Origin of the sequence: Dyella solisilvae (genome assembly GCF_003351225.1) — a bacterium.
GTDB lineage: Bacteria > Pseudomonadota > Gammaproteobacteria > Xanthomonadales > Rhodanobacteraceae > Dyella > Dyella solisilvae.
Genome location: NZ_QQSY01000002.1, coordinates 1,011,459 through 1,033,929 on the forward strand (window position 1 = coordinate 1,011,459; position 22,471 = coordinate 1,033,929).

The following is a 22,471-nucleotide window of genomic DNA, read 5'->3' on the forward strand; positions in this document are numbered from 1 at the left end:
CGCGGCGCACTAAGATAGTCGGGCACCTGCGATCCACGGGAACCGCATGCCGACCGGAGCACGGACCACCGCAAGGCAACGACGACATCTGCGACGACGCCTGCGCCGCATGATCGGGTGGACCGCGCTGGTGCTCGACCACCTGAAGCCCGTGCGTGTGTCGCTGCTCGTGCTGGCCATCGCAACAGTCGTGGTGGTGAGCGTGGACCAGGCGGCCGAGTTGTTCCTCATTGCGTTGTGGACCGATCCCAGCGCGGGGCGCTACCTGGGTCTGCTCGCCAGCGCCGCGCTGACCGGACTCGCGAGCTGGTATGCGGCGCGCAATGCCTACCGCCTGCGCTATCCGCGCTGGCCCGCGCTGCAGGACGCACGGGCCGCCCCGTTGCGTGACTGGATTCCCCGCGTACTGGGCGCCGCCGTGCCGCTGCTGGTTTGCATTGGCTACGTGGTGGCGCTGGCCAAGCTGCCGCATGGACCCTGCGGTGGCGACAACCCTTGCGTGCAGCGCAGTTGGCGCGCGTTCGGCCTGTTGCTCGAATCGATGGCGCTGATTGCGTTCTTCCTCATCCGAAGACGCGTGTGGCTCGCGATGTCACGCCGGATGCCGGCCTTGAGGGCGCCGGGCGCGCGTCCTTCGGATGAAAACCGCGTGTGGCGCGTGCGTGATCTGGGCCGGACGCCCTGCTCGATCTACGCGGGCGTGATTGCGCTCAACATCCTGCTCACCATCGTGATCGCCTGGCGCCCGGAGGCGCTCGACGGCATCGGGCCGTTGGCCATCGTGCTGATCTCGGCCGGCTTCCTTTGCATCAGCGGCAGCCTGTTGTGCATGGTGGGCGACCGGCGCGGCATGCCGTTGCTCAGCGCGATGCTGCTGCTCAGCGCGTCGTTGCACTGGCTGCACCTGAACGACAACCACCGGGTGCGGCAATACCCGTCGATGAGCACGCACCAGCAGCCGTCGCCGCCACCGCCTGATACGCGCGTCAGCTTCGATGCCTACCTGGACGGCTGGCTCGATGACCGTTGTGCTCATGCCTCGCCCTGTCCGGTCATCCTGGTCTCCGCGGAAGGCGGCGGTATACGCGGCGCGGCGTGGACCGCCCTGGTGCTGGCGCGACTGACGGCGGCCGTGGAGCCGGCCGGGCGCACGGGCGCCGAGCCACTGTTTGCGCGCTACCTGCTGGCGGGCAGCGGCGTGTCCGGCGGCAGCCTGGGACTGGCGACCTACGTGAGCCTGCTGGCGCAACCGCCGGCGACGGATGCCGGCACGCTGGAGGCGCGCGCGCAAACCCTGCTCGGCCACGATTTCCTTGCGCCCACGCTGGCCAATGCGTTCTTCGTGGACTTCACCCAGCGTTGGCTCCCGGGCGCCTGGCTGGATGATCGCTCCCGCGCCCTGACGCGCGCCTGGGAATCGGCGGCGCGCCAGCAAGGCTTGGACGCCTTCGCGCAACCGTTCGCGGCGCTTTATGCTCCGGCCACAAGTGGCGCCGCGCCCGTCGTACCTGCGCTGTTCTTCAACAGCACCACCGTTGTGGAAGGCAAGCGCTTCATCCAGCATCCGTTCCAGCCGATCGCCACGCCGCAACGCCAACCGTGGACGGCGGGGCTGGATGGCTCCAGTTGGCTCGACCCACGCGTACCGCTCAGTGAGGTGGTGCTCAACAGTGCGCGCTTCACCTACATCAGTCCGGCCGGCACGCTGGAAACGCGCGCCAGCAATCCGCCGGTACCCAACCGACTCCAGCTGGTCGATGGCGGCTACTTCGAGAATTCCGGCGCGACCACCCTGCTGGAAGTGATGCGCCTGGTGCGGACGCGGGCCAGGGCGCGCGGGCAGTCGTTGCGCTTCATCGTTATCCACATCAGCAACGACCCGCAGATGACCGACTTCGTGGACCGGCATGATCCCCGCCACCCGTTGCCGCTCTACACCACCAGTTGTCCGCCAGCGCCCGGTGGGGTGCGCGACCGCGTGGTCGGCGAGGCGATCGCGCCGGTGCAGGCTCTGCTCGAAACACGCAGTGCGCGTGGCGAATACGCCCGCGTCCAATTGCTGCGCGCGCTGCAGCCGGATGACGCCGACCCGGCGCGCGGGGACATGCTCTGGCATTTCCGCCTGTGTCCTGGCGACTACCCGATTCCGATGGGCTGGACCATTTCGGCCCCGGTGTTCACCGAACTCGACCGCCAGCTGCGCCAGCAATACCCGCTGGCGGTGATGGGGCAGGCGCTGCGGCAGCAGTTGACGCCGACCTCGCCGTAGGACGGATGTCGCGTCGGCTGAGACCTGCCCGGCGCACACTGCCGCCATGCCCGATGCCCCGTATCCCGTGCAGGCCCTGAAGGGCCGCGGCGCCGCTTCCAATCCCGAAGGGCGCTTCGAATCCATCCGCCATCATGCGGAGGACGACGGCTGGCAAAGCCTGCTGCTGGACGAGGCGGCGCCGCGACCGCGCACCGAGGTGACCGAGGAACGCGCGCGCAGCGTCATCACCCGCAACGATTCGCCGGACCTGCATTTCAACCAGGCGCTCAATCCCTACCGCGGCTGCGAGCACGGTTGCATCTACTGCTTCGCGCGGCCTTCGCACAGCTATCTCAACCTCTCGCCGGGCCTGGACTTCGAAACCAAGCTGCGCGCCAAGAGCAATCTGGCCGAAGTGTTGCGGCATGAGCTCGCGCGTCCCGGTTATGCAGTCAGTCCCATCAACATCGGCAGCAATACCGATCCCTACCAGCCGGTGGAGCGCCGCTGGAAGCTGACGCGCGCCGCGCTGGAGGTGCTGGCTGAATGCCATCACCCATGCACCATCGTCACCAAGAACGCGATGGTCGAGCGCGACCTGGACATCCTGGCGCCGATGGCGCGCGAAGGGCTGGTGCAGGTGTTCGTTTCGGTCGCTTCACTGGACAACCAACTGGCGGCGAAGCTCGAACCCCGCGCGAGCGCGCCGCACCGGCGCATCAAGGCGATCCGCATGTTGGCCGAGGCCGGCGTCCCGGTCGGCGTGCTGGTGGCGCCGATCATTCCCGCGCTCAACGATCGCGATCTGGAAGCGGTGCTGGAGCAGGCCGCCGATGCCGGAGCACGCTGCGCCGGTTACACCACCCTGCGTCTCCCGTATGAGCTGAAGGCGCTGTTCCGCGAATGGCTGGCGCTGCACGTGCCCCAACGCGCGGCGCACGTGATGAGCCTGGTGCAGCAGATGAACGGTGGTCGCGACTACGACAGCGACTTCGCCACACGCATGCGCGGGCAGGGCGTGTTCGCCGAATTGATCCGCCGCCGCTTCGATGTCGCCTGCCGCAAACACGGCTTCGGCCGCGCCCGCGAGCTGTGGCTCGATACGACGAAGTTCGTGCCGCCACGCAAGCCGTCGCCGCAGGGTCAACTGTTCTGAGCGGTTGGCTTCCCGTGGGCGACGTCGCGGCGTAGTCAGACGTTGGGCAAGAACGGGTGGGGACGTTGCCGCCAGGCCCGCCAGCCGCGTCGCGCCAGCCACAGCAACGTGGCATTCAGCACGATCCAGAACGCCAATAGCACCAGCATGTAAGGCATCGGTGGCGACCACGGCTGGCCGCTGACCACGCTGCCTGGCAGATAGGACATGCCGCCGATCAGCAGCGCCAGCACCGTTATCAGCACGGCGAGCGCCCAGCCGGGCAGCGGGCGGCCGCCGATGATGCAGAGCAGGAACGCCAACAGACTGAGCGCCCCGCCGAGTTGGGTCATCGCCACCAACAGCAACGCGATGCCGCTGGCGTGTGCGTGGATCACCATGGCCAGCAACACGGTCGCCAGCACTACCTGCATCAGCAGCGGACGCCGCAGGCCGACACGCAGCAGGTCACGCTTGGGCTGGGCGTGGTCGCCCAGGCCGGGCAGCAGGGCCAGCAGGGGCAGCTCGGCGTTGGTTTTGCGCCAGCGCTGGGTGAACAGCATCACCGTGCCGATCATCGCGCCCATGCCGCCGTACAGGCAGCCCCAGCCCACCACGATTACCGCCAGTGGCCAGCCGAATCCGCCGTCCTTCGCATGCGTGCGGGAGATCGTCAGCGCCACCACGGCGATGGGGACCAGGACCATCAGCAGGGTTGGCGCCAGGCCGCGCAGGTGGCCCATCAGCGTCCTGGGCAGGTACCAACCGCCCAACGCCACGCGCAAGGCGTTGCCCGGGTGTTGCGGTCCGGTGTGGCGCAGGTCCACCTGCGGCTGCATCCAGTCCGGCCGCTGTCGCACCTGTTGGGTGCTGTCCATGCCGAAGCCGTTCCACCGGTTGCCCCAGGCGCCGCGGCGGTACTGCAGCACCATGGCGTCGCTGAAGCCGTTGCTGTCGATCTTGTCCACGCGCATCAACCGATGCCAGCACAGGGCGCAGAGCACCGCCAGCGCAAACACCACGCCGGGGGCCCAGGACAGGAAGCCGGCCTCGTCGGGGCCGGGGATCTTCAAGGTGGAGGCCGTGGCGCTGTGCAGCGCCGGCAACAGGCCGATCAGCATCGCGCAGTAGCGCGGCAGCAGCGCAAAGCTCAGCGCCACCAGCACCACCAGGCTGAGCAGCAGGGCCACCGCCAGCATGTCGCCGCCAAACAGGCCGCTTAGCAGGGTGGCCGGCAGCACGCTGAGCACGGCGTAGAAGATCAGCGCGCCGACCACCGTGCGGTGCATGCCGGGCAGGCGCAGCTGCCGTGCATCGATCGCTAGCAGGGCCAAGCTGGACAGGTAGAACGCCCAGACATAGGCCAGGCCGCCGGCGTACAGCCCTATCGGCGCCCAGGTCCAGCCGGTCCTGGTACTGAAGATGGCGACGCCGATGCCAACGGCCGTACACATCAGCAGCAGGGTAAGGGTGAGCCAGCGCGTGGCGGCATGTGAGCATCGCCATGGGGCCAGCAACAGGGCGCGGAAGTTCATCCGGCGATCTCCACGAACAGGTCTTCCAGACCCAGCGCATCGACGCGCGCGCCGGGCAAGCCAGCGGCTTGTGGCCAGCGACCCTGCGCATCGCGTTCGATCACCAGGCTCAGGCTGCCGTCCGCATGGCGCCGGCTACCCAGGGTCTGCGTGGGCGCAGCGGCCGACATCGAAGCGGGCAGCCACAGACGTGCGAAACGTTCCTTGGTCTCATCCACGCCACAGTGCAGCAGCACCTTGCCATCGTGCAGGAAGGCGATGTCCGAGGCCGCGCGTTCCAGGTCGGACACGATGTGGGTGGAGAACAACACCGTGGCGCCCGCTTCGCCAGCGCGTAGCGCGATCTCGCGCAGCAGGTCGCGGCGGGCTACCGGATCCAGCGCGGCGGCTGGTTCGTCCAGCACCAGCAGTTCCGGCTGGGAGGCGAGGGCGCGGATCAGGTCCACGCGCTGGCGCTCGCCGGGCGAGAGCTTGCCCAGCAGCTTGTTCGGCGCGATGTCCCACTTGCGCAGCATGTCGCGTGCAAACGTGGCCTGCCATTGCGGGTAGAAACGGCCTACGTAGTCCAGCATCTGCTGCGCGGTGAGCCAGGCCAGTGCCTCGGGCTGCTGCGGCACGTAAGCCAGGCGTGTCTTGGTGCGGTCGCTGAGTCCGAGCGATGGCTCGCCGAACACCTGGCAGTCGCCCTCCGCCGGTTGCAACAGGCCGAGCATGGCGCGGATCAGGGTGGACTTGCCGGCGCCATTGCGGCCGATCAGTCCCAGCACGCTGCCAGGTTGCAGGGTCAGGTCAATTTGGGACAGCACCGACTGGCCTTCGTACCGATGGCTGAGACCACGGACCTGCAGCGGCGCGTCGAACGGCTCGACGGCGTTTTGAAGCACGGCATTCATCGACTACTCCTTCAATCGAACGAACAACTCGGGATCAGTGGAAAGGTCGGACGCGGGGTCTTATGGCTCACCCATCAGCCGGCGCAGGCGGCGCAGCACCAGCTCGGGCGCCAGTTCCAGCTCGCCGGCCTGTCGCGCCACTTCAGCCAGCTGCGGTTCCAGCAGGGCCAGACGCTGTGCAGGCGACGAAGTGGCCCTGGCCTGCGGTGCAACCGCCATGCCCTTGCCGCGCAGCCGTTCCAGCAGGCCTTCGGATTCGGCCATGCCGTACGCGCGCGACACGGTCATCGGGTTCACCGCATGGAAGCCGGCTACCTCGCGTACCGAGGGCAGCAACTCGCCCGGCGAAAGCTGGCCGCTGGCGATCAGCCGGCGCAACTGCTCGACGATCTGCCGATAGATCGGCTCGGCGGCCGAGGGCTGTATGGCGAAGATGGATGCATCCATGTGTATTAATACAACAATACAGATGGATGGCGGTCAATAGCCCAAGGGTCATGGGCAATGAAAAGGCCGCTGGCGCCACACCGGTGGCCTGGATGGGAAGGTGCAGACCGGCCAAAGCGTCACGATGGCGATCGGGAAGCGGTGCGGGAGCGGGCCATCGCCGCAGGGCCAGCCTTTCCAGCCGTGGGCTGGAAGTCGCTCCATACGGCCTTTACACATAGATCGATTGCGCCAGAATGGGGTCGGCCGAGACTGTCCGGTGTCGCCTTTGCGACCTACCGGAGACTACCCATGAAGACTCAAGCTTTGCTCATCATTTTGGCTGGCGCCTGCAGCGCCACGGGGCTGGCCGTCGCTGCGCCGGCCATGCACGACATGGCTGCGATGGCGCCTTCCTCGGCGGCTGCGGCTACCGTGGCCGCGCCAAAACTCCAGGCGGCTTTGCGCGCGCTGTGGCACGGCCATGTGTTGGCCACGCGTGACTACGCGCTGGCCGTGCACGCCCACGACAGCGCCAAGGCCAAGTCCGCCGAGGATGCGGTGGTGGCCAACGCCAGGCAGATCGCCGACGCCGTGGCGGGCTTCTACGGCAAGCCGGCGGGCGAACAGACCTTGCAGTTGCTCGCAGGCCACTGGGGCGGCGTGAAGGCGTTGACCGATGCGAGCGAGGCCAAGGACAACGCCGCCGAGCAGAAGGCGATGGCTGATCTCAACACCAACGTCACTGCCATCGCCAAGTTCTTCGCCGGCGCCAATCCCAATTTGCCGGAGAACGCGGTGCAGGGCCTGTTCGCCACCCATGTGGCGCATCACGCCAGCCAGATCCAGCAGATCATGAGTGGCGACAGCAAGGATGAAGCGTCCACCTGGAGCGCGATGCAGGCGCACATGAACACCATCGCCGATGCGCTGGCTGCGGGCATCGCAAAGCAGTTTCCGGACAAGGCGAGCTAAGCGATGTCGGCGCTCAGGCAACTTGGCCCCACCCAGCAGCGGCTGCTGCGACAGCTACTGATGGCCGGCGAGGGTGGCACGGTGGAGTCGCTGTGCGCGCAGCTGGGGATCAGCCACAACGCCGTGCGCCAGCATCTGAGCGCCCTGATCGCGCGTCATTACGTCGAAAGGTCGAAGTCGCGCCCCAGCGGTGGCCGTCCGCTGGCGTGCTACCGCCTGACCGCTGCCGGGCGCGCGCTGTTCCCGCGCAACTACGGGATCATCGCCACCGCGCTGTTGACGCAGTTGCAATCGCGCTTTGGCGACGCCGAGGTGGAGCACTGGCTGCGCGAGCTGGGCCATCAGCTCGGCGCCAGCGAAGTGGCGTCCGATGCGGAAACGCCGAATGCGGAGGTGGTGCAGCAACTGGCCCAGCGACTCGATGCGTTGGGCTACGAGGCGATTGCCGCGCGGCACGGCGAGGAGTGGCAGGTGGAGGCGTTCAACTGCGTGTTCCACGCGTTGGCCCGGCAACACCCGCAGGTGTGCAAGTTCGACCTGGCCTACATGGAGGCGGCCACCGGGCGGCGCATCCATCACATGGAGTGCATCGTGCGTGGCGGCCAACTCTGCCGCTTTCGGGTGGGCTTGCCGCTGGCCCCGGAGGAGTCGTCAGCCGACTCCTCCGCGCCAGACAAACCGGAAAGAGGCGAGCGCTAGCTCAGCCCTTGGCCGGCAGGTACTTCTCGAACCACATCAGCGCGCGCTGCAGCACGTCGCGCTGGTGGTCGGGGTCGACGAAGTGGTGGCCTTCATTCGGGTAGACCACCAGCGAGGTCGGCACGCCCTGGGCGCGCAACGCGTGCCAGTACTCGAACGACTGCGGCGCCGGGCATTCGGCGTCGCGATCGCCGACCACCACAAGCGTGGGCGCCTTCACCTGCTTGATGTAGTTGATCGCCGAGCTCTTGGCGTAAACGTCCGGGTCGTCGTACACCGATGCGCCGAAGAACGGCAGCATCCACTGGTCGATCAGGTTCTGGCCGTAATAGCTCTGCCAGTTCGCGATGCCTGCGCCCGCGACCACCGCGCGGAAGCGCTGGGTCTGGGTCGGGATGAACATGCTCATGAAGCCGCCATAGCTCCAGCCGGTGAGGCCGAGGCGCTTGTCGTCGACCGGCAGCTTCTTCTCGATGGTGTCGATGCCGGCGAGGATGTCGCGCAGGTCACCGTGGCCGAAATCCTTGCGGTTGGCCTGCACGTAGGCTTCGCCCTGGCCGTAGCTGCCGCGCGGGTTGGGCATGAACACGAAATAGCCCAGCGTCGAGAACGGCACGCCGCCAAAGCCCACGCTGGGCCAGCGCGGCAGCACCGCGCTGGACGGGCCGCCATGCACGGTGACGATCATCGGGTACGACTTCTTCGCGTCGTAGTTGGCCGGGTACAGCAGCCAGCCCTGCACGTGACGGCCCTCGTTGTCCCACTCCACCGACTCGGCCTTGCCCCAGCCGGGCTTGAGCGAGGCATTGAGCGAAGTGACCGCGGCCGGCGCGTTCTCGCCGAGCGCGCCGGCGTGCACTTCCGGCGCGGCGGCGTAGGAGCTCTGCACGAAGGCGACCGAGCGATGGTCGGCCGACAGCGACAGCGCCATCTCGGCGCTGCCGTCGCCGATGTTGGCGGGCAGGGTGAATAGCGTGCGCGTGGCGCTGGCTTTGTCGCCGCTGACGCCGTACTCGGCGACCTGGCTCTGGCCGTTGCTGACCTGCGCCACCAGCAGCTGCTGCGGGCCGGTCCAGGCAAACCAGGCTGGCGTGACCTTGAGGCCCGGGGTGAGGTTGGCCGGCTCGCCGCCGTTGGATGACACCGTGTACAGATCACCGCCGGTGGCGCCCTGGTCGCTCATCAGACCGCCGATGAAGGCGATGCGCTGGCCGTCCGGCGACCAGCGCGGCAGGGCGATCTGCAGGCCGTGCAGTGAACCCTTGCTGGCGCTTGGGTCGAGCACCTGGATGGCCTTGGCGCCGACCTGCGCGTTCTGCACGTAGAGCTTGGCCAACCACCAGTTGTTGTCGCCCGGGGGCGGCGCCCCGACGTAGGCGATGCGCTTGCCATCCGGCGACCAGCTGAATTCGTAAGCGTAGGTCTGGCCGTCGGTGAGCAGGTGCACGGCGCCGCCCGTCGCGTCGACCGTCGCCACGCGCTGCACTTCCAGTCCATCCACGCCGATCTCGCCCGCCGCCGGCTTGGCCGCGTACACCGCGCTGGCGCGGCGCGTGCCGTTGGGCACGTAGAGGAAGCCGAGCGACTTGCCATCGGGCGACCAGGCCAGGCCGTCAGCCATGCCGGGCAGTTCGGCCAGCCGCTTGGGGGCTGTCTTGGCCGGCACGTCGGCAACGACCAGGTCCTTCTGCTTGCCGCCGCTGGCGCAGTCGGAGACGAAGGCCAGGTGGTGGGAATCGGGCGCCCAGGCGATGTCGCTGGAGCTGCAGCTGCCCGGCTTGTTATCGCCCAGGCGGCGCACGTCGCTGCCGTCGGCCTTGGCCACTTCGACGCCGTCCTTGCCCTCCGTGCGCACCACCCACGCCAGCTGCGAGCCATCCGGCGATAGCTGCACGGCGTCGATCTGGCGCACCTTGCCGAGCTCGGCAAGCAGTTGCTCGATGCGGGGGTCGACCGACGCGGGCGCGGCGAAGGCAGCGGGAGCAAGCGCGGCGAGCAGCGCCGGGAGCAGGAGACGGGCGGGATGGGGCATGGGCAGCGCCTGGCTGGGTTCGAAAGCGTAAACGCTAACAGGCTGGCCGGGCGCTGTGTATGGGCAAGAACGCACGCCTGGCGCTCAGGCTCGCCAGACCGGCGTGGCGGAAACGCCTTTTCCATCTTCCTGACCCGCTGCCGCCAGCGCACGCCGCCCGGCGGTCGTGTGAAGGGTCGGGGTTAGTGCGCCGCGACCACCGGCTGCTGGCGGGCGGCCTGCACGGCGGCGAGCTTGGCCTTGATGGCGGGCATCGCGGCCAGCGCGGCGCGTTCGCCTTCCAGGATGGCCTGGTTCTTCTGCTCGAAGTCGGCGGCGCCGATCTGGCTGACCTTGGGACGGATCACGATGTCCGCGCGGGCCAGCTCCTGCTCGCCCAGCTTCTGGCCCATGATGCTGATCGACTGGCCCACGATGTTGAGCATGCCCTGCGGATTGGTTCCGTTGGCCTTGCTGGAGATGTCCACCGCGATCACCACGTCAGCGCCGAGCTGACGCGCCGCATCCACCGGCACCGGGCTGACCACGCCGCCGTCGATGTAATGCTTGCCGTTGATCTCAACCGGCTCGAACACGCCCGGGATGCTGCTCGAGGCGCGCACCGCCTGGCCGGTATTGCCGCGCACGAACACGGTGCGCTGGCCGGTCTCCAGCTGGGTGGCGACCGCCGCGAACGGCACGCTGAGCTTGTCCATCGGCCGGTTCTTGATCAGCTGGTTCACGTAGTCCTGCAGCTTCTGGCCCTGCACCACGCCGCCGGAGAACAGGTGCACGTCGCGCAGGCTGCTCTGGTCCAGCGAGAAGGCGGTCTCCTGCAGCTGGAACGGATCCATGCCGCTGGCGTAGAGCGCGCCCACCACGCTGCCGGCGCTGGTGCCGGCCACCACGTCTGGATGGATGCCGTTGGCCTCCAGCATCTTGATCACGCCGATGTGCGCGAAGCCCTTGGCGGCGCCGCCGCCCAGGGCCAGGCCGATGCGCAGCTTGGCCGGCGGCTGGACCACCACGGGCGCCACGGGCGGCGGCGTGGGCTTGTCAGCGCCGAAACAGGCGCACAACACCAGGCTGGCAAGCAGGGGCAGGAGCGGGCGAAGGCGGCGGGTGGCGGACATGTCGGGGCGCGTTGGGAAAGGGCGTCACCTCACGAGGGTGACTGGCGCGCGAGTGTAAGGCCGCCGAAGGGCGCCGTGCTGACGGCTTGGGGCGGCTGTTGGGCGCGGGTCAGCTGGCTATCCCCCTCACGATCGTCATCCCGGCGTACGCCGGGATGACCAGTGCGGCGGTCACACCGCCGCGTCGGCCTCGACGTGGTAGTGCGTGGCCACTTCTACTTCCTTCTTCGAGCCTAGGAAGACCGGCACGCGCTGGTGCAGGCCGCTGGGCTGGATGCCCATGATGCGCTCGCGGCCCGTGGTGGCGGCGCCGCCGGCCTGTTCGATGATCATGGCCATCGGGTTGGCTTCGTACATCAGGCGCAGCTTGCCGCCCTTGGACTTGATCTTGGCGTCCAGCGGATAGAAGAACACGCCGCCGCGGGTGATGATGCGGTGCACGTCGGCCACCATCGAGGCGACCCAGCGCATGTTGAAGTCCCTGCCGCGCGGACCGTCCTTGCCTGCCAGCAGCTCGCCGATATAGCGCTGCATCGGCGCTTCCCAGTGACGCTGGTTGGACATGTTGATGGCGAACTCGCCGGTCTCTTCCGGGATGCGGATGTCGCGGCGGCTGAGGATGAAGCTGCCCACTTCGCGATCGAGGGTGAACTCGTGGGTGCCGTGGCCGAAGGTCAGCACCAGCACGGTGGCCGGGCCGTACACCACGTAGCCGGCGCCGAGCTGGGTGGTTCCCGGCTGCAGGAAGTGCTCGGCCTTGGGCTCGGTGACGCCGTCGGGGCAACGCAGGATCGAGAAGATCGTGCCCACCGAGATGTTCACGTCGATGTTGGAGCTGCCGTCCAGCGGATCGAACAGCAGCAGGTGGTTGCCCTTCGGGTACATGTCGGGGATCGGCTGCGGGTCTTCCATTTCCTCCGAGGCGCAGGCGGCGAGCTGGCCGCCCCAGGCGTTTGCTTCGAGCAGGATCTCGTTGGAGATCACGTCCAGCTTCTTCTGCGCCTCGCCCTGGATGTTGCCGGTGCCGGCCTCGCCCAGCACGCCGCCGAGGGCGCCCTTGTTGGTGGCCACCGCGATGCGCTTGCAGGCGCGCGCGACAACTTCGATCAGCAGGGAAAGCTCGGCGTTGATGCGGCCGGCGCGGCGTTCCTCGATCAGGAACTGGATCAGCGAGATGGACTTCATGGCGAACCCGCAAGCATAGGGATCCCTATTGTCCCGGGTGACCCGGGCGTTTGTCAGCTCAATGTGTGACCAGTCGATTCATCTACGCGATGTGAAACTCTTTTTGGACAAGCCACCCTGCAGGACGACCGAAGGGGTTCTGGCCCATCCAGTGACCTGCTGACAACACGTTGGCAGCAGGGGGTCGCCACACTTCCTACCCTCACAAGGAGGGAGTCTTATGCGCGACACGGTGTATTTCCTGGCGTTCGACGGCTTCGTGGACTGGCACGCGGCGCAGGCCCTGTGCGAGATCCGCCGGCCGGGCGACTGGCGCCTGCAGACGGTGGGCTTCTCGTTGCAGCCGGTGCTGTCCATGGGCGGACTGCGGGTGCTGCCCGAACTGACCCTGGATCAGCTGGATCTGGACCGCGCGGCGCTGCTGATCCTGCCCGGCGGCCATCTGTGGGAACACGGTTACGGCGAGGAGGCGGTGGACGCCGCGCGACGTGTGCATGCAGTTGGCGCGCCCGTCGCTGCGGTGGACAGCGGCGTGCTGGCGCTGGCGCGGGCGGGACTGCTCGACCATTGCCGTCATACCGGCAACTGGCCCGGCCAGATCGACAGCCAGGTGTCCACTTATGCCGGTGCCGACCAGTACGACCCGCAGGTGCTGGCGGTCAGCGATGGCGGCGTGATTACCGCCAGCCAGCTGGGCAGCGTGGAATTCGCCCGCGAGGTGATCCGCACGCTGGATCTCTACAACGCCAGCGATCGCGAGCACTGGTACCGCCTGTACAAGCACGCCGTGCCGCCGCCGTGGTGCGTCGGCGCAACCACAACCGCCACCGCCGTGGCGGCGTGAGGAGGGTGACATGGCATTTCCGATCGGAAAGATCCTGATGGCCTATCGGCCGCTGTACCTGCGAGGCCTGCTGATGGACGGGCAATACCGCCTGCCGGCCGCCTCTCCTGTACCCACGCCAGAGACGGGCAAGCGGGCTGCGCCCAGCAAGGAAGTCGTGGCCGAGCGCGCGCCCGGGATGACCAAGCCGCTGCGCGGAGCGTTGACATGAGCCTCTGCGCTATCGCCACCTCAATCGCGAGATCGTCGGCATGACCAATGAACGCGTCACCTTCTATCACGCGCCCAACAGCCGCTCCGGCGGCGCGCGTGCGCTGCTGGAGGAACTGGGCGTGGACTACGAGCTGAAAGTGCTCAACCTGCGCAAGCAGGAGCAGCGCCAGTCGCCCTACGTAGGCGTCAACCCGATGGGCAAGGTGCCAGCGATCTGGCATCGCGGCCAGCTGGTGACCGAGCAGCCGGCGGTTTACATCTATCTGGCCGATCTGTACGCGGAGAAGGGACTCGCGCCGGGCCTGGATGATCCGTTGCGTGGCGTCTACCTGCGCTGGATGGTGTTCTACGGTTCGTGCTTCGAACCGGCGTTGGTGGACCGCTCGATGCAACGCGAGCCGGCGGCGCCGTCCACCTGCCCCTACGGTGACTGGGACACCATGTTCAGCACCCTGGTGGCGCAGCTGGAGCGCGGGCCCTACATGCTTGGTGAGCGCTTCAGCGCGCTCGACGTGCTGTGGGGCAGTGCGTTGCGCTGGACCACGATGTTCAAGCTCGTACCCGAGCTGCCGGTGATCACTGCCTATGTCGAGCGCATCGCCGCGCGACCGGCGATGCAGCGCGCCGCGGCGCTGGACGCCGAGCTGGCGGCGGCGCAGGCGGCGTAACGCGCCCATGTCGTGCGAACTTGTCCGGCCTTCATCCTCGCGACAGCGGGGGTCCCGCGGCCTTTGTTCTCGCAGGGAACATCCAGGTCGCCGGGCCGCCGCTTTCGCGGGGATGACGACAACCGTGAAGGTGGCGGTACCGAGCCGAGTGATTTGCCACGTTCGTGACTCCCGCCGCTGGTCGTCCTCCGTCGGGTCGGCCATCATGCGCCGATGCGTCGCGCCGACCGGCTCTTCCTCATCATCCATGCCCTGCGCGGCCGTCGCACCGCGCTGCAGGCGCGCCAGCTCGCGGGCACGTTGGGCGTGTCATTGCGCACGGTCTATCGCGATGTGGCGGACCTGCAGCTTTCCGGCGTCCCGATCGAGGGTGAGGCCGGCGTCGGTTACCTGCTGCGCAAGGGCTCGGATATCCCGCCGCTGATGTTCACTGCCGACGAACTGGAGTCGCTGGTGGTGGGCACGCGTTTCGTGCGCGCCTTCGCCGGACAGAAGCTCGCCGAGAGCGCCCAGGCCGCGCTGCTCAAGATCGAGGCGGTGCTGCCGCCGGAGTTGCGCGAGCGCGCCACGCGCACGCGCATCTACGCACCGATCTGGCGCGACCAGAGCAAGACTGAGTTCGCCGCGCGGATCGACCGACTCAACGCCGCCATCACCGACAGCCAGGTGCTGCGCCTGGACTACAGCGACGAAGCGGGCCGCACCAGCACGCGTGAGGTCGAGCCGCTGTGCCTGGCCTTCTGGGGCGGCGCCTGGACGCTGGGCGCCTGGTGTCGCCTGCGCGTGGGCTTCCGCAACTTCCGTCCCGACCGCATCACCGGCATGACCATCACCGGCGAGCGTTTCGACAACGTCGACGGCCGCAACCTCGAGGCTTACCTCCAGGCCATGCGTGGCTACTACGAAGGCATCGAAAGCTGACCTGATCGCGCACGCTCCGGCGTGAAGGGCACAGCGCAGGTCGCGATGGGCTACCCTCGTCCCAGCCGCCCTGAGCCGGAGGGACCGATGTCACCGACCGAGAGCCCCGCCACCGCGCCCGCGTGGCACATGGACCTGATCGCCGGCCTCTCCATCGCCGGATTGCTGATCCCGGAAGCGGTGGCCTATTCCGGCATCGCCGGGCTGCCGCCCCAGGCGGGTGTGATCGCCCTGTTCGTTGGCCTGGCCTCCTATGGCGTGCTGGGACGAAGTCGCTTCGCGATCGTCTCGGCCACATCCTCATCGGCCGCCGTGCTGGCTGCCGGCACGATCGCCCTGGCCGGCAATGACCCGGGCGCCCGTGCAGCGATGGCGGCCACCCTGGTGCTGCTTGGCGGCGCATGTTTCCTGATCGCCGGCGCCGCGCGCCTGGGTGGACTGTCGCAACTGATCGCGCGGCCGGTGCTGCGCGGCTACACCTTTGGCCTGGCCTTCGTGATCGCGCTCAAGCAATTGCCCCACCTGCTGGGTGTGGCCGGCCTGCACGGCGATTTCGTGCCGAAGCTGCTGGTGGAGCTGCTGAAGCTGGCGCCACAGGTGCAGCCAGCCGCCTTGCTGTGCGGCGCGCTGGCGCTGGCGCTGCTGTTTGCCGGCGAGCGAATGCGGCGGGTGCCGGGCAGCCTGCTGGTGATCGCCCTGGGCGTGGGCGCCTCCAGCTGGCTGAAGGCGCGGGGCGTGGAGCTCACCGGCGCCATCACCTTCGACGCAGCACTCGGCTGGCCCAGCTGGCCCAGCGCAGGGCAGTGGCTGCCCAGCGTGGAGCTGGCCGCGGCCCTGTTGCTGATCCTGTATGCCGAGTCCTATAGCGCCATCCGTGGCTTCGCGCTGAAGCACGGCGACCCGGTGGAGCCCAACCGCGACCTGCTGGTGCTGGGCGTGGCCAATGTGCTTTCCGGCCTGCTGCACGGCATGCCGGTGGGCGCCGGCTACTCGGGCACGTCGGCCAACGAGGCGGCCGGGGCGCGTTCGCGCTGGTCCGGCGTGATCGCGGCCATCAGCGTGCTGGTGCTCGTGCTGCTCGCGCTGCGCTGGATCGAGCGCATCCCGCAGCCGGTGCTGGCGGCCATCGTGATCCACGCCGTGAGCAAATCGTTGCGGCTGTCGGTCTTCACGCCCTATCTGCGCTGGCAGCGCGATCGCCTGCTGATCTTCGCCGCGGTGCTGGCGGTGCTGTCCCTGGGCATCCTCAATGGCCTGCTGTTCGCCATCGCCTTCAGCCTCGTCCTGCTGCTGCGCCAGCTGGCCGCGCCGCGGTTGAGCGTGCTCGGCCGGCTGGGCGACGGGCACGACTTCGTCGCCATCGCCGGGCATCCGGAGGCCACGCCGGTGCCGGGCATGCTGATCGTGCGGCCGGAAGAGCCCCTGTTCTTCGTCAATGCCGAGGCGATGATGGTGCAGGCCCGGAACCGGGTGGAGTCCTGCCAGGGCGTGCATCGGGTGGTCTTGAGCCTGGAGGAATCTCCCGACCTCGACGGCACCGCGCTGGAGTCGATCGCCGATTTCGCTGTCTGGCTGGAGGCTCGTGGCGTCGAGCTGCGCGTGGCACGATTGAAGGACGCCGCGTGCGAGGCGCTCTCGCGCATGGCGCTACCCCAGCTTCCGCCACAGGCGCTGAAAGACTGGAGCGTGGACGATGCCGTGACGGCGGCCGCGTCCGCTCCGAACACCTCCAAGGGATCCATGCAGTGAACAAAGCACCACGCCTCACCTGGCTCGCCATGGCGGCCTTCGCATTGACCGCCCCGGCCTGGGCCGAGCAGAACGCTGATGCCCGCTTCAAGCAGATCTACGAACAGGAATGGGCGTGGCGCAACGGCCAGTCCGGCATCGCCACCTCTGGCGAGGCGCAGCCGAACGGTTCGCCCCTGGACAACGTCGATGCGGCCAGCCAGCAGAAGCGGCAGGAATACTGGCAGAAGGTCATGGCCGGCCTGGACGGGATCAATCCCAAGCAGCTCTCGCCCGAGGAGCAGGTCAACTACGCGGTGTACCGCGCGCAGATCCAGAACCTGCTGGCTGCGCAGCAGTTCAAGCAGTGGCAGATGCCGTTCAACAGCGACTCGGCGTTCTGGAGTGACCTGAGCTACGTGCTGGAGACGGACAACCTGCGCACCGCGCAGGACTACCACCGCTACCTCGAGCGTCTCCACCAGGTGCCGGCGTACTTCCAGCAGCAGATCGACAACATGCGCGACGGCCTGGCCCGTGGCTTCAGCGTGCCGCGCGAGGTGCTCACGGGCCGCGATGTTTCCATCGCCTCCGTGGCGGAATTGAAGGACCCGACCAAGAGCAGCCTGTACGCGCCATTCGAAAAGCTGCCCGCCAGCATCCCTTCCGCCGATGCGGAAAAGATGCGCGCGGAGGCGAAGCAGGTGATCGGTGAGAAGGTGATCCCGGCCTACGCCAGCCTGCTCACCTTTTTCCGCAACGAATACGTGCCCAAGGCGCGCACCACGCTGGCGGCCGAAGCGATGCCTGACGGCAAGGCCTGGTACCGCCAGCAGATCGTCGAATACACCACGCTGGACCTCGACCCCGACACCATCCACAAGGTGGGCATGGAGCAGGTGGCCAAGATCCACGCCGAGATGGTCAAGACCATGCAGGAGACCGGGTTCAAGGGCGACTTCGCTCAGTTCCTGCATTTCCTGCGCACCGACCCGCAGTTCTATGCCAAGACGCCCGACGAACTGCTGATGCGCACCGCATGGGTGGCCAAGCAGGTTGATGCGCAGCTGGGCAGGGAATTCGGCCGCCTGCCGCGCCAGCGCTTCGCCATCGTGCCGGTGCCGGCGGACATCGCGCCGTACTACACCTCGGGCCGCGGTGGCGCCAACAGCTACCTGGTCAACACCTATGACCTGCCGTCGCGCCCGCTCTACAACATGCCGGCGCTGACCCTGCACGAGTCGGCGCCCGGTCATTCGCTGCAGCTGGCGTTGGCGGCGGAGCAGCACGGCCAGCCGGCGTTCCGCCGCGAGGGCTACATATCCGCCTACGGCGAAGGCTGGGGCCTGTACTCCGAATACCTCGGCAACGAGATGGGCATCTACAAGACGCCCTACGAGCGCTTCGGTTACCTCACCTACCAGATGTGGCGTGCGAGCCGCCTGGTGGTCGACACGGGCATCCATCACCTGGGCTGGACCCGTCAGCAGGCGATCGACTTCCTGACGCAGAACACCGCGTTGTCCGACCGCGAAATCGCCAACGAGGTGGACCGCTACATCAGCTGGCCGGGCCAGGCGCTGTCCTACGAGCTGGGCTATCTGAAGATCCTGGAGCTGCGCCGCAAGGCCGAGGAAGCGCTCGGGCCGAAGTTCGACGTGCGCCATTTCCACGACACCGTGCTGCAGATCGGCTCGGTGCCGCTGCCGGTGCTGGAGCAACGCATCGACCGCTTCATCGCCGAAGGCGGCCCGGAGCCGGACTTCGGCTGCGACTGCACGAAAGGCAACAAAGCCCCGTAAGCTTGCCCGCCAGCAGTTCCATCGTTTCGACAGGGGGTCGAGGGCATGACGGACACGGCAGGCGTATTGGGGCAGGACTGGCAGCGGGATATCCGCTATCCCGTGGTCTACAAGGTGACCACGGGGTGGCGCATCACCATGGTGGTGTTGGCGTTGTTCTTTGCCGGTTGCGGCGCGCTGATCGGCGCCACGACCCTGCAGAACCGCCCCGATCCCTCCGGGATCTTCGTGCTGGCGCTGTTCTCGTTGATCCCGTTCTCGTTGGCGTTTTACTGCGTCTACTACGCATGGACGGCGAGCCTCACGCTGGAGCGCGATGCGATCGCCGTCCGCAGGCCATTCGTGTCGCGCCGGCTTTCACGTGCGCAGATTCGCGGGCGGCGCGTGGTGCAGGGGCGCAACGCGAGCTACAAGCAGATCGTGCCGGTCAGCGGACGCCCGCTGACCATCGATGGTTCCTCGCTCGGCCTGGACGACCGCTTCCATGCCTGGTTCAACGCCTTGCCGGATCTTGATGGCGAGGAGCGCGCGGCGACCCTGGCCGAAGTGCGGAACGATCCGTCGCTGGGCGCCAACGCGCAGGAGCGGCTGGCGAATCTGGCCAAGGCGCAGAAGCTGGCCAAGGGCATCGCGTTCCTGCCGACGGTGCTGTTGTTCTGGGTCGTGGCGTTCCCCAGGCCCTACGAGCTGGCCATCGCGAGCGCCGCCCTTGCGCCGTGGGTGGGCGTGGCGCTGGTGTGGCTGAAGCCCGGCCTGTTCAAGTTCGATGGCCGGGCCGGCGACGTGCGGCCGAACGTCGCCGCGCTCCTGTTGATGCCGCCGCTGGCCCTGGCCATGCGGGCGCTGCACGACGTGAGTCTGGTCGACCTCAGTCCCCTGTGGGGCGGAGCGCTGGCGCTCAGTGTCCCGTTGGTGGTCGCCGTGCTGGCCGCGCCCAGCGCGTCGCCCGACCAGGGCGGGAAGCGCTGGCGAGGCGCGCTGATCCTGTTGCCGTTCTGCGTGATCTGGGGCGGCAGCCTGCTGGCCCTCACCGACGCGATGTGGGACAAGGCCCAGCCGCAGGTGTTCCAGACCACGGTGACCGGCAAGGACGTGAGCCGTGGCAAGAGCACCACCTACTACGTCCATCTGGCCCGCTGGAACCCGACCATCGACGAGCAGCGCATCGCGGTGCCCCGCGCCTACTACGACACGGTGGATCGTGGTGACGTGGTGTGCGTGCGCCTGCATCCGGGGCGCTTTGGCTTGCGCTGGCTGCAACTCGCCGGCTGCGGTTAGCGGCCACGATCGGCCCGCCGGCGTCAGGGTTTGGCGGGCGCCGCGGCGCCGGTCTCCGCATAGCGCTGCAATCGCTGCAGCTGTTCCATCAGCACCTCATTGACGGGCTGCGCGACCTTGTCCAGTCCGCTGCCACTGGATCCGTTGACGCGATACTCGAACTGCAAGCTGGCGCCTTCGGGCGCCGGCTTGAGGGTGAAAGTCATCACGCCCTGCACGGCCATGCCTTGCAGCGGCCCGAGCGCGGTATCGAGCCGCAAGACATGCCCGGGCGCCGCCCAGATCACGCGGCCGTGGGCCACGCTCTGGTTGCCCCAGCGCTCGCAGAAGCAGCCATCGGCCTCGGCCTTGAGGCTCAGGTGCGAGGCGTCGCCGGAGTAGGTGTGCTCACCGTTCCACCAGTGGCCGATGTCCACCAGCGCGGCGTAAAGCTTTTCGGGCGACGCATGGATGGTGCGTGTGTCCTGGATCAACAGCTGGTCGGGCGCTGCTTTCGTCACCGCCGCGTGCGTCCCGGCGGCCAACAGGGACAACAGGACCGCAGCGGCAAACGTTTGGATACGCATGGCATCTCCTCCCGGCGAGCGCGCGGAGTATGCGGCGGCGGGGCAGCCGGCTGTATTGGCCGAACGGACGAGGGGGTCACTGGCGAGAAATGTACCAGTGGAGTAAAGTCATCTATAACTTCACTGGGAGAGTCACGCCATGGCTGCTCATCTCCAGCCTGAAAGCATCCCCGACGCCGACCTGGGCGGTCCCGCGCTGCGCGCCTTCTTCAATCTGGCCGAGCACTGGAACCTGCGCATCGCCGACCAGCGCCGCCTGCTGGGCGATCCGCCGGAATCGACCTTCTACAAGTGGAAGCGCCTGCAGTCGGGCACGCTCGGCCGCGACACGCTCGAGCGCATCAGCTACCTGCTGGGCATCTTCAAGGACCTGCAAATTCTGTTTCCCGATCCGCAGCAGGCGGACGGCTGGATCCACCGTCCCAATCAGGCGGCGCTGTTCGGTGGGCAATCGGCGCTGGAGCGCATGCTCTCGGGCAACGTCGCTGACCTGTATGTGGTGCGCCAGTATCTGGACGCCCAGCGCGGTTGGGGCTGATCGACTCCTGTAGCAGCGCACCGGGTGCGCGATCAGGGCACCCCCGAGCTCGTGGCCCTGACACGGTCATCCACTTCCGGCCCCGGCCACGGCCACGCTGCGGCGCAGGTCGCAGCGGGCGATACACCTACCCGTGATACTTCGATCCTCTGGCAGACCGCGTGAGTTGCACTCGTCATGGCAGACATTCCACCGCTCAAACGCATCCGCTGGAGCCAGGCGTATCGCATCGTGCCCAGCCGCTTTCCGCCGGTCGGCGTATTCGACCGCATTGCGGAGCCGGGCGATCTGGACGCGCTTTATGCGATCGAGGCGCTGACCAATCCGCGCCTGCGCCAGGAGATGGGCCAGTTGCAGCTGGTGCCCAAGGAAAGGCGCATCAGCGGGCCCGGCACGACGCCGGTGATGGCGGCGTTCACCCACCTCAATCCCGAAGGGAGTCGTTTTTCCGACGGCAGCTGGGGCGTGTTCTATGCCGGTCACAGCGTCGCCACGGCGGTGGAGGAAACCGTGTATCACCGCGAGCGCTTTCTCGCGGCCACCGCGGAGCCGGCGTGCGACATCGAAATGCGCTGCTATCGCACCAGCATCCACGCGAAGCTGCATGACCTGCGCGGCGGCTGGAAGGCGGTGCACGACCCGGACAACTACGCCGCCGGTGTCGCGCTGGCGCGGCGACTGCGCAATGAAGGTTCCGATGGCCTGGTCTACGACAGCGTGCGCCATCGCGGCGGCGAGTGCGTCGCCATCTTCTATCCCGATCGCGTGGCGCCGTGCACGCAGGCGCAGCATCTGATGTATCGCTGGGATGGCCGGCGCATCGCCCAGGTGCTGACGGTCGACGAGTGGAAGCGCGGCTGAGCCGAGCGCGCCTCGCGTCAGCCAAAAAAAAACGGGCCTCCCATGACAGGAGGCCCGTGCTCCGGCGTCCATGCCGGACTTCCTTGATCAGAAGCGATAGCCGAGGCTGACGCCGTAGACCAGCGGGTCGATCTTGGCGGTGCCGACCTTGGCGCCGTTGACCTTCACGTCACTCTCGATGTCGACCCAGCGCAGGTCGGCGGTGAAGATCCACTTGGGGCTGAGCTTGACGTCGAGGCCGGCGTGGGCGGCCACACCCCAGCTGTTCGCGATGCTGACGCTGGCGCCGTTGAGCGCGCCGGCGCCCTTGGTGTCGAAGAAGTTGGTGTAGTTCAGGCCGACGCCGATGAACGGCGACACCGCGCTGTCCGGCAGGAAGTGATAGTTGAGGCCGACCGTCGGCGGCAGCTGCTTGGTCTGGGCGACCTTGCCCAGGCCCGAGAGCTTCACGTCGTGCTGGAACGGCCAGGCAGCGAGCACATCCACGCCGAGGTTCGGGGTGAACATGTATTCGAGGCTGGCGGACGGACGCACGCTGGTGGTGATGCTGGCGCGGGCGCCGGCCAGCGTGCCGTTGTCACTCTTCGGATCGACGGCGTGGACGCCGAAGCGCACCACCCAATTGTCATTGGTATCGGCATGGGCGGCAGGCGCGGCGACGGCGCCGAGGGCGGCGGCGATCACGAGGGGGAGCAGGACTTTCATCGGTTTCATCCCTGTAGTTGTCAACGTGGGGTGAAGTGATGTTCGTGAGGATTTCGTTGTTCACTCTTGACCTGGGTCATGTCGCACTAGGGCATACGGACGCA

Annotated in this window: 21 protein-coding genes; 13 read left to right on the forward strand and 8 right to left on the reverse strand. The window is 67.8% G+C overall.

Annotation, left to right across the window (positions count from 1 at the left end; translation table 11 throughout):
* Window positions 1–109: 109 nt before the first annotated feature.
* Together DVT68_RS11560 and DVT68_RS11565 are read left to right on the forward strand one after the other, a co-directional pair.
* Window positions 110–2,269 carry a hypothetical protein gene (locus tag DVT68_RS11560; RefSeq protein ID WP_114825194.1) on the forward strand — a complete coding sequence of 720 codons (2,160 nt, stop codon included), beginning with the start codon at window positions 110–112 and terminating at the stop codon, window positions 2,267–2,269.
* A 46-nt stretch (window positions 2,270–2,315) separates the two neighbouring features.
* The gene (locus DVT68_RS11565) at window positions 2,316–3,407 is read left to right on the forward strand and encodes a PA0069 family radical SAM protein (RefSeq protein WP_114825195.1); all 1,092 of its coding nucleotides are present in this window, start codon (window positions 2,316–2,318) and stop codon (window positions 3,405–3,407) included.
* Between the two features lie 35 nt (window positions 3,408–3,442).
* On the opposite strand, the gene DVT68_RS11570 is transcribed toward DVT68_RS11565, so the two are convergent.
* From DVT68_RS11570 to DVT68_RS11580, 3 genes are read right to left on the reverse strand one after another with little or no spacing between them, the layout of a single operon-like run.
* On the reverse strand, window positions 3,443–4,921 hold the full coding sequence (locus tag DVT68_RS11570; protein WP_114825196.1) for a hypothetical protein: 1,479 nt from the start codon (window positions 4,919–4,921) through the stop codon (window positions 3,443–3,445).
* The gene (locus tag DVT68_RS11575; protein ID WP_114825197.1) at window positions 4,918–5,814 is read right to left on the reverse strand and encodes an ABC transporter ATP-binding protein; all 897 of its coding nucleotides are present in this window, start codon (window positions 5,812–5,814) and stop codon (window positions 4,918–4,920) included. The genes DVT68_RS11570 and DVT68_RS11575 overlap by 4 nt, the downstream gene beginning before the upstream one ends.
* Before the next feature lie 60 nt (window positions 5,815–5,874).
* Entirely contained in the window at window positions 5,875–6,261 is a 387-nt protein-coding gene (locus DVT68_RS11580; protein WP_114825198.1) for a GntR family transcriptional regulator, read from the reverse strand.
* A gap of 291 nt (window positions 6,262–6,552) precedes the next feature.
* Here DVT68_RS11580 and DVT68_RS11585 point away from each other — a divergent pair, with 291 nt between their 5' ends.
* Window positions 6,553–7,215, forward strand: a complete 663-nt coding sequence (locus DVT68_RS11585) for a hypothetical protein (RefSeq protein WP_114825199.1) — start codon at window positions 6,553–6,555, stop codon at window positions 7,213–7,215.
* Between the two features lie 3 nt (window positions 7,216–7,218).
* Window positions 7,219–7,914 carry a helix-turn-helix transcriptional regulator gene (locus DVT68_RS11590; RefSeq protein ID WP_114825200.1) on the forward strand — a complete coding sequence of 232 codons (696 nt, stop codon included), beginning with the start codon at window positions 7,219–7,221 and terminating at the stop codon, window positions 7,912–7,914.
* A gap of 1 nt (window position 7,915) precedes the next feature.
* Here the strand turns inward: DVT68_RS11590 and DVT68_RS11595 are convergent, their stop codons facing one another.
* The 3 genes from DVT68_RS11595 to DVT68_RS11605 all read right to left on the reverse strand — a co-directional run bounded on the left by DVT68_RS11595 (window position 7,916) and on the right by DVT68_RS11605 (window position 12,243).
* Complete coding sequence (locus DVT68_RS11595; RefSeq protein ID WP_114825201.1) at window positions 7,916–9,946, reverse strand: alpha/beta hydrolase family protein; 2,031 nt, start codon at window positions 9,944–9,946, stop codon at window positions 7,916–7,918.
* A 182-nt stretch (window positions 9,947–10,128) separates the two neighbouring features.
* Entirely contained in the window at window positions 10,129–11,058 is a 930-nt protein-coding gene (locus DVT68_RS11600; RefSeq protein ID WP_114825202.1) for a patatin-like phospholipase family protein, read from the reverse strand.
* Window positions 11,059–11,229: 171 nt separating this feature from the next.
* Window positions 11,230–12,243, reverse strand: coding sequence for a class 1 fructose-bisphosphatase (locus DVT68_RS11605; RefSeq protein ID WP_114825203.1), 1,014 nt, complete (start codon window positions 12,241–12,243; stop codon window positions 11,230–11,232).
* 220 nt (window positions 12,244–12,463) lie between these two features.
* Here DVT68_RS11605 and DVT68_RS11610 point away from each other — a divergent pair, with 220 nt between their 5' ends.
* From DVT68_RS11610 to DVT68_RS11640, 7 genes are all read left to right on the forward strand, one after another.
* Window positions 12,464–13,087 (forward strand): DJ-1/PfpI family protein, encoded by a 624-nt coding sequence (locus DVT68_RS11610; RefSeq protein WP_114825204.1) that lies wholly within the window; start codon window positions 12,464–12,466, stop codon window positions 13,085–13,087.
* Window positions 13,088–13,097: 10 nt separating this feature from the next.
* Complete coding sequence (locus tag DVT68_RS11615) at window positions 13,098–13,298, forward strand: hypothetical protein (RefSeq protein WP_114825205.1); 201 nt, start codon at window positions 13,098–13,100, stop codon at window positions 13,296–13,298.
* 40 nt (window positions 13,299–13,338) lie between these two features.
* Window positions 13,339–13,968, forward strand: coding sequence for a glutathione S-transferase family protein (locus DVT68_RS11620; protein WP_114825206.1), 630 nt, complete (start codon window positions 13,339–13,341; stop codon window positions 13,966–13,968).
* A 213-nt stretch (window positions 13,969–14,181) separates the two neighbouring features.
* Complete coding sequence (locus DVT68_RS11625) at window positions 14,182–14,889, forward strand: helix-turn-helix transcriptional regulator (protein WP_114825207.1); 708 nt, start codon at window positions 14,182–14,184, stop codon at window positions 14,887–14,889.
* A gap of 87 nt (window positions 14,890–14,976) precedes the next feature.
* The gene (locus DVT68_RS11630; RefSeq protein ID WP_114825208.1) at window positions 14,977–16,638 is read left to right on the forward strand and encodes a SulP family inorganic anion transporter; all 1,662 of its coding nucleotides are present in this window, start codon (window positions 14,977–14,979) and stop codon (window positions 16,636–16,638) included.
* A 29-nt stretch (window positions 16,639–16,667) separates the two neighbouring features.
* Window positions 16,668–18,419: a DUF885 domain-containing protein gene (locus DVT68_RS11635; RefSeq protein WP_114825360.1), complete on the forward strand. Its 1,752-nt coding sequence runs from the start codon at window positions 16,668–16,670 to the stop codon at window positions 18,417–18,419.
* 45 nt (window positions 18,420–18,464) lie between these two features.
* Complete coding sequence (locus tag DVT68_RS11640) at window positions 18,465–19,697, forward strand: hypothetical protein (protein WP_114825209.1); 1,233 nt, start codon at window positions 18,465–18,467, stop codon at window positions 19,695–19,697.
* A gap of 23 nt (window positions 19,698–19,720) precedes the next feature.
* On the opposite strand, the gene DVT68_RS11645 is transcribed toward DVT68_RS11640, so the two are convergent.
* Window positions 19,721–20,263, reverse strand: a complete 543-nt coding sequence (locus DVT68_RS11645; protein WP_114825210.1) for an SRPBCC family protein — start codon at window positions 20,261–20,263, stop codon at window positions 19,721–19,723.
* A 139-nt stretch (window positions 20,264–20,402) separates the two neighbouring features.
* Between DVT68_RS11645 and DVT68_RS11650 the strand changes: the two genes are divergently transcribed.
* Together DVT68_RS11650 and DVT68_RS11655 are read left to right on the forward strand one after the other, a co-directional pair.
* Window positions 20,403–20,801: an MbcA/ParS/Xre antitoxin family protein gene (locus DVT68_RS11650; RefSeq protein WP_114825211.1), complete on the forward strand. Its 399-nt coding sequence runs from the start codon at window positions 20,403–20,405 to the stop codon at window positions 20,799–20,801.
* Between the two features lie 177 nt (window positions 20,802–20,978).
* Entirely contained in the window at window positions 20,979–21,662 is a 684-nt protein-coding gene (locus DVT68_RS11655; RefSeq protein WP_114825212.1) for an RES family NAD+ phosphorylase, read from the forward strand.
* Between the two features lie 87 nt (window positions 21,663–21,749).
* Here the strand turns inward: DVT68_RS11655 and DVT68_RS11660 are convergent, their stop codons facing one another.
* Complete coding sequence (locus tag DVT68_RS11660; protein WP_114825213.1) at window positions 21,750–22,367, reverse strand: OmpW/AlkL family protein; 618 nt, start codon at window positions 22,365–22,367, stop codon at window positions 21,750–21,752.
* Window positions 22,368–22,471 lie beyond the last annotated feature (104 nt).

Excerpts from the sequence above, each read along its gene's own strand:
- DVT68_RS11560 (WP_114825194.1), top strand. The coding sequence starts at position 110 with ATGATCGGGTGGACCGCGCTGGTGCTCGACCACCTGAAGCCCGTGCGT.
- DVT68_RS11565 (WP_114825195.1), top strand. The coding sequence starts at position 2,316 with ATGCCCGATGCCCCGTATCCCGTGCAGGCCCTGAAGGGCCGCGGCGCC.
- DVT68_RS11570 (WP_114825196.1), bottom strand. The coding sequence starts at position 4,921 with ATGAACTTCCGCGCCCTGTTGCTGGCCCCATGGCGATGCTCACATGCC.
- DVT68_RS11575 (WP_114825197.1), bottom strand. The coding sequence starts at position 5,814 with ATGAATGCCGTGCTTCAAAACGCCGTCGAGCCGTTCGACGCGCCGCTG.
- DVT68_RS11580 (WP_114825198.1), bottom strand. The coding sequence starts at position 6,261 with ATGGATGCATCCATCTTCGCCATACAGCCCTCGGCCGCCGAGCCGATC.
- DVT68_RS11585 (WP_114825199.1), top strand. The coding sequence starts at position 6,553 with ATGAAGACTCAAGCTTTGCTCATCATTTTGGCTGGCGCCTGCAGCGCC.
- DVT68_RS11590 (WP_114825200.1), top strand. The coding sequence starts at position 7,219 with ATGTCGGCGCTCAGGCAACTTGGCCCCACCCAGCAGCGGCTGCTGCGA.
- DVT68_RS11595 (WP_114825201.1), bottom strand. The coding sequence starts at position 9,946 with ATGCCCCATCCCGCCCGTCTCCTGCTCCCGGCGCTGCTCGCCGCGCTT.
- DVT68_RS11600 (WP_114825202.1), bottom strand. The coding sequence starts at position 11,058 with ATGTCCGCCACCCGCCGCCTTCGCCCGCTCCTGCCCCTGCTTGCCAGC.
- DVT68_RS11605 (WP_114825203.1), bottom strand. The coding sequence starts at position 12,243 with ATGAAGTCCATCTCGCTGATCCAGTTCCTGATCGAGGAACGCCGCGCC.
- DVT68_RS11610 (WP_114825204.1), top strand. The coding sequence starts at position 12,464 with ATGCGCGACACGGTGTATTTCCTGGCGTTCGACGGCTTCGTGGACTGG.
- DVT68_RS11615 (WP_114825205.1), top strand. The coding sequence starts at position 13,098 with ATGGCATTTCCGATCGGAAAGATCCTGATGGCCTATCGGCCGCTGTAC.
- DVT68_RS11620 (WP_114825206.1), top strand. The coding sequence starts at position 13,339 with ATGACCAATGAACGCGTCACCTTCTATCACGCGCCCAACAGCCGCTCC.
- DVT68_RS11625 (WP_114825207.1), top strand. The coding sequence starts at position 14,182 with ATGCGTCGCGCCGACCGGCTCTTCCTCATCATCCATGCCCTGCGCGGC.
- DVT68_RS11630 (WP_114825208.1), top strand. The coding sequence starts at position 14,977 with ATGTCACCGACCGAGAGCCCCGCCACCGCGCCCGCGTGGCACATGGAC.
- DVT68_RS11635 (WP_114825360.1), top strand. The coding sequence starts at position 16,668 with ATGGCGGCCTTCGCATTGACCGCCCCGGCCTGGGCCGAGCAGAACGCT.
- DVT68_RS11640 (WP_114825209.1), top strand. The coding sequence starts at position 18,465 with ATGACGGACACGGCAGGCGTATTGGGGCAGGACTGGCAGCGGGATATC.
- DVT68_RS11645 (WP_114825210.1), bottom strand. The coding sequence starts at position 20,263 with ATGCGTATCCAAACGTTTGCCGCTGCGGTCCTGTTGTCCCTGTTGGCC.
- DVT68_RS11650 (WP_114825211.1), top strand. The coding sequence starts at position 20,403 with ATGGCTGCTCATCTCCAGCCTGAAAGCATCCCCGACGCCGACCTGGGC.
- DVT68_RS11655 (WP_114825212.1), top strand. The coding sequence starts at position 20,979 with ATGGCAGACATTCCACCGCTCAAACGCATCCGCTGGAGCCAGGCGTAT.
- DVT68_RS11660 (WP_114825213.1), bottom strand. The coding sequence starts at position 22,367 with ATGAAAGTCCTGCTCCCCCTCGTGATCGCCGCCGCCCTCGGCGCCGTC.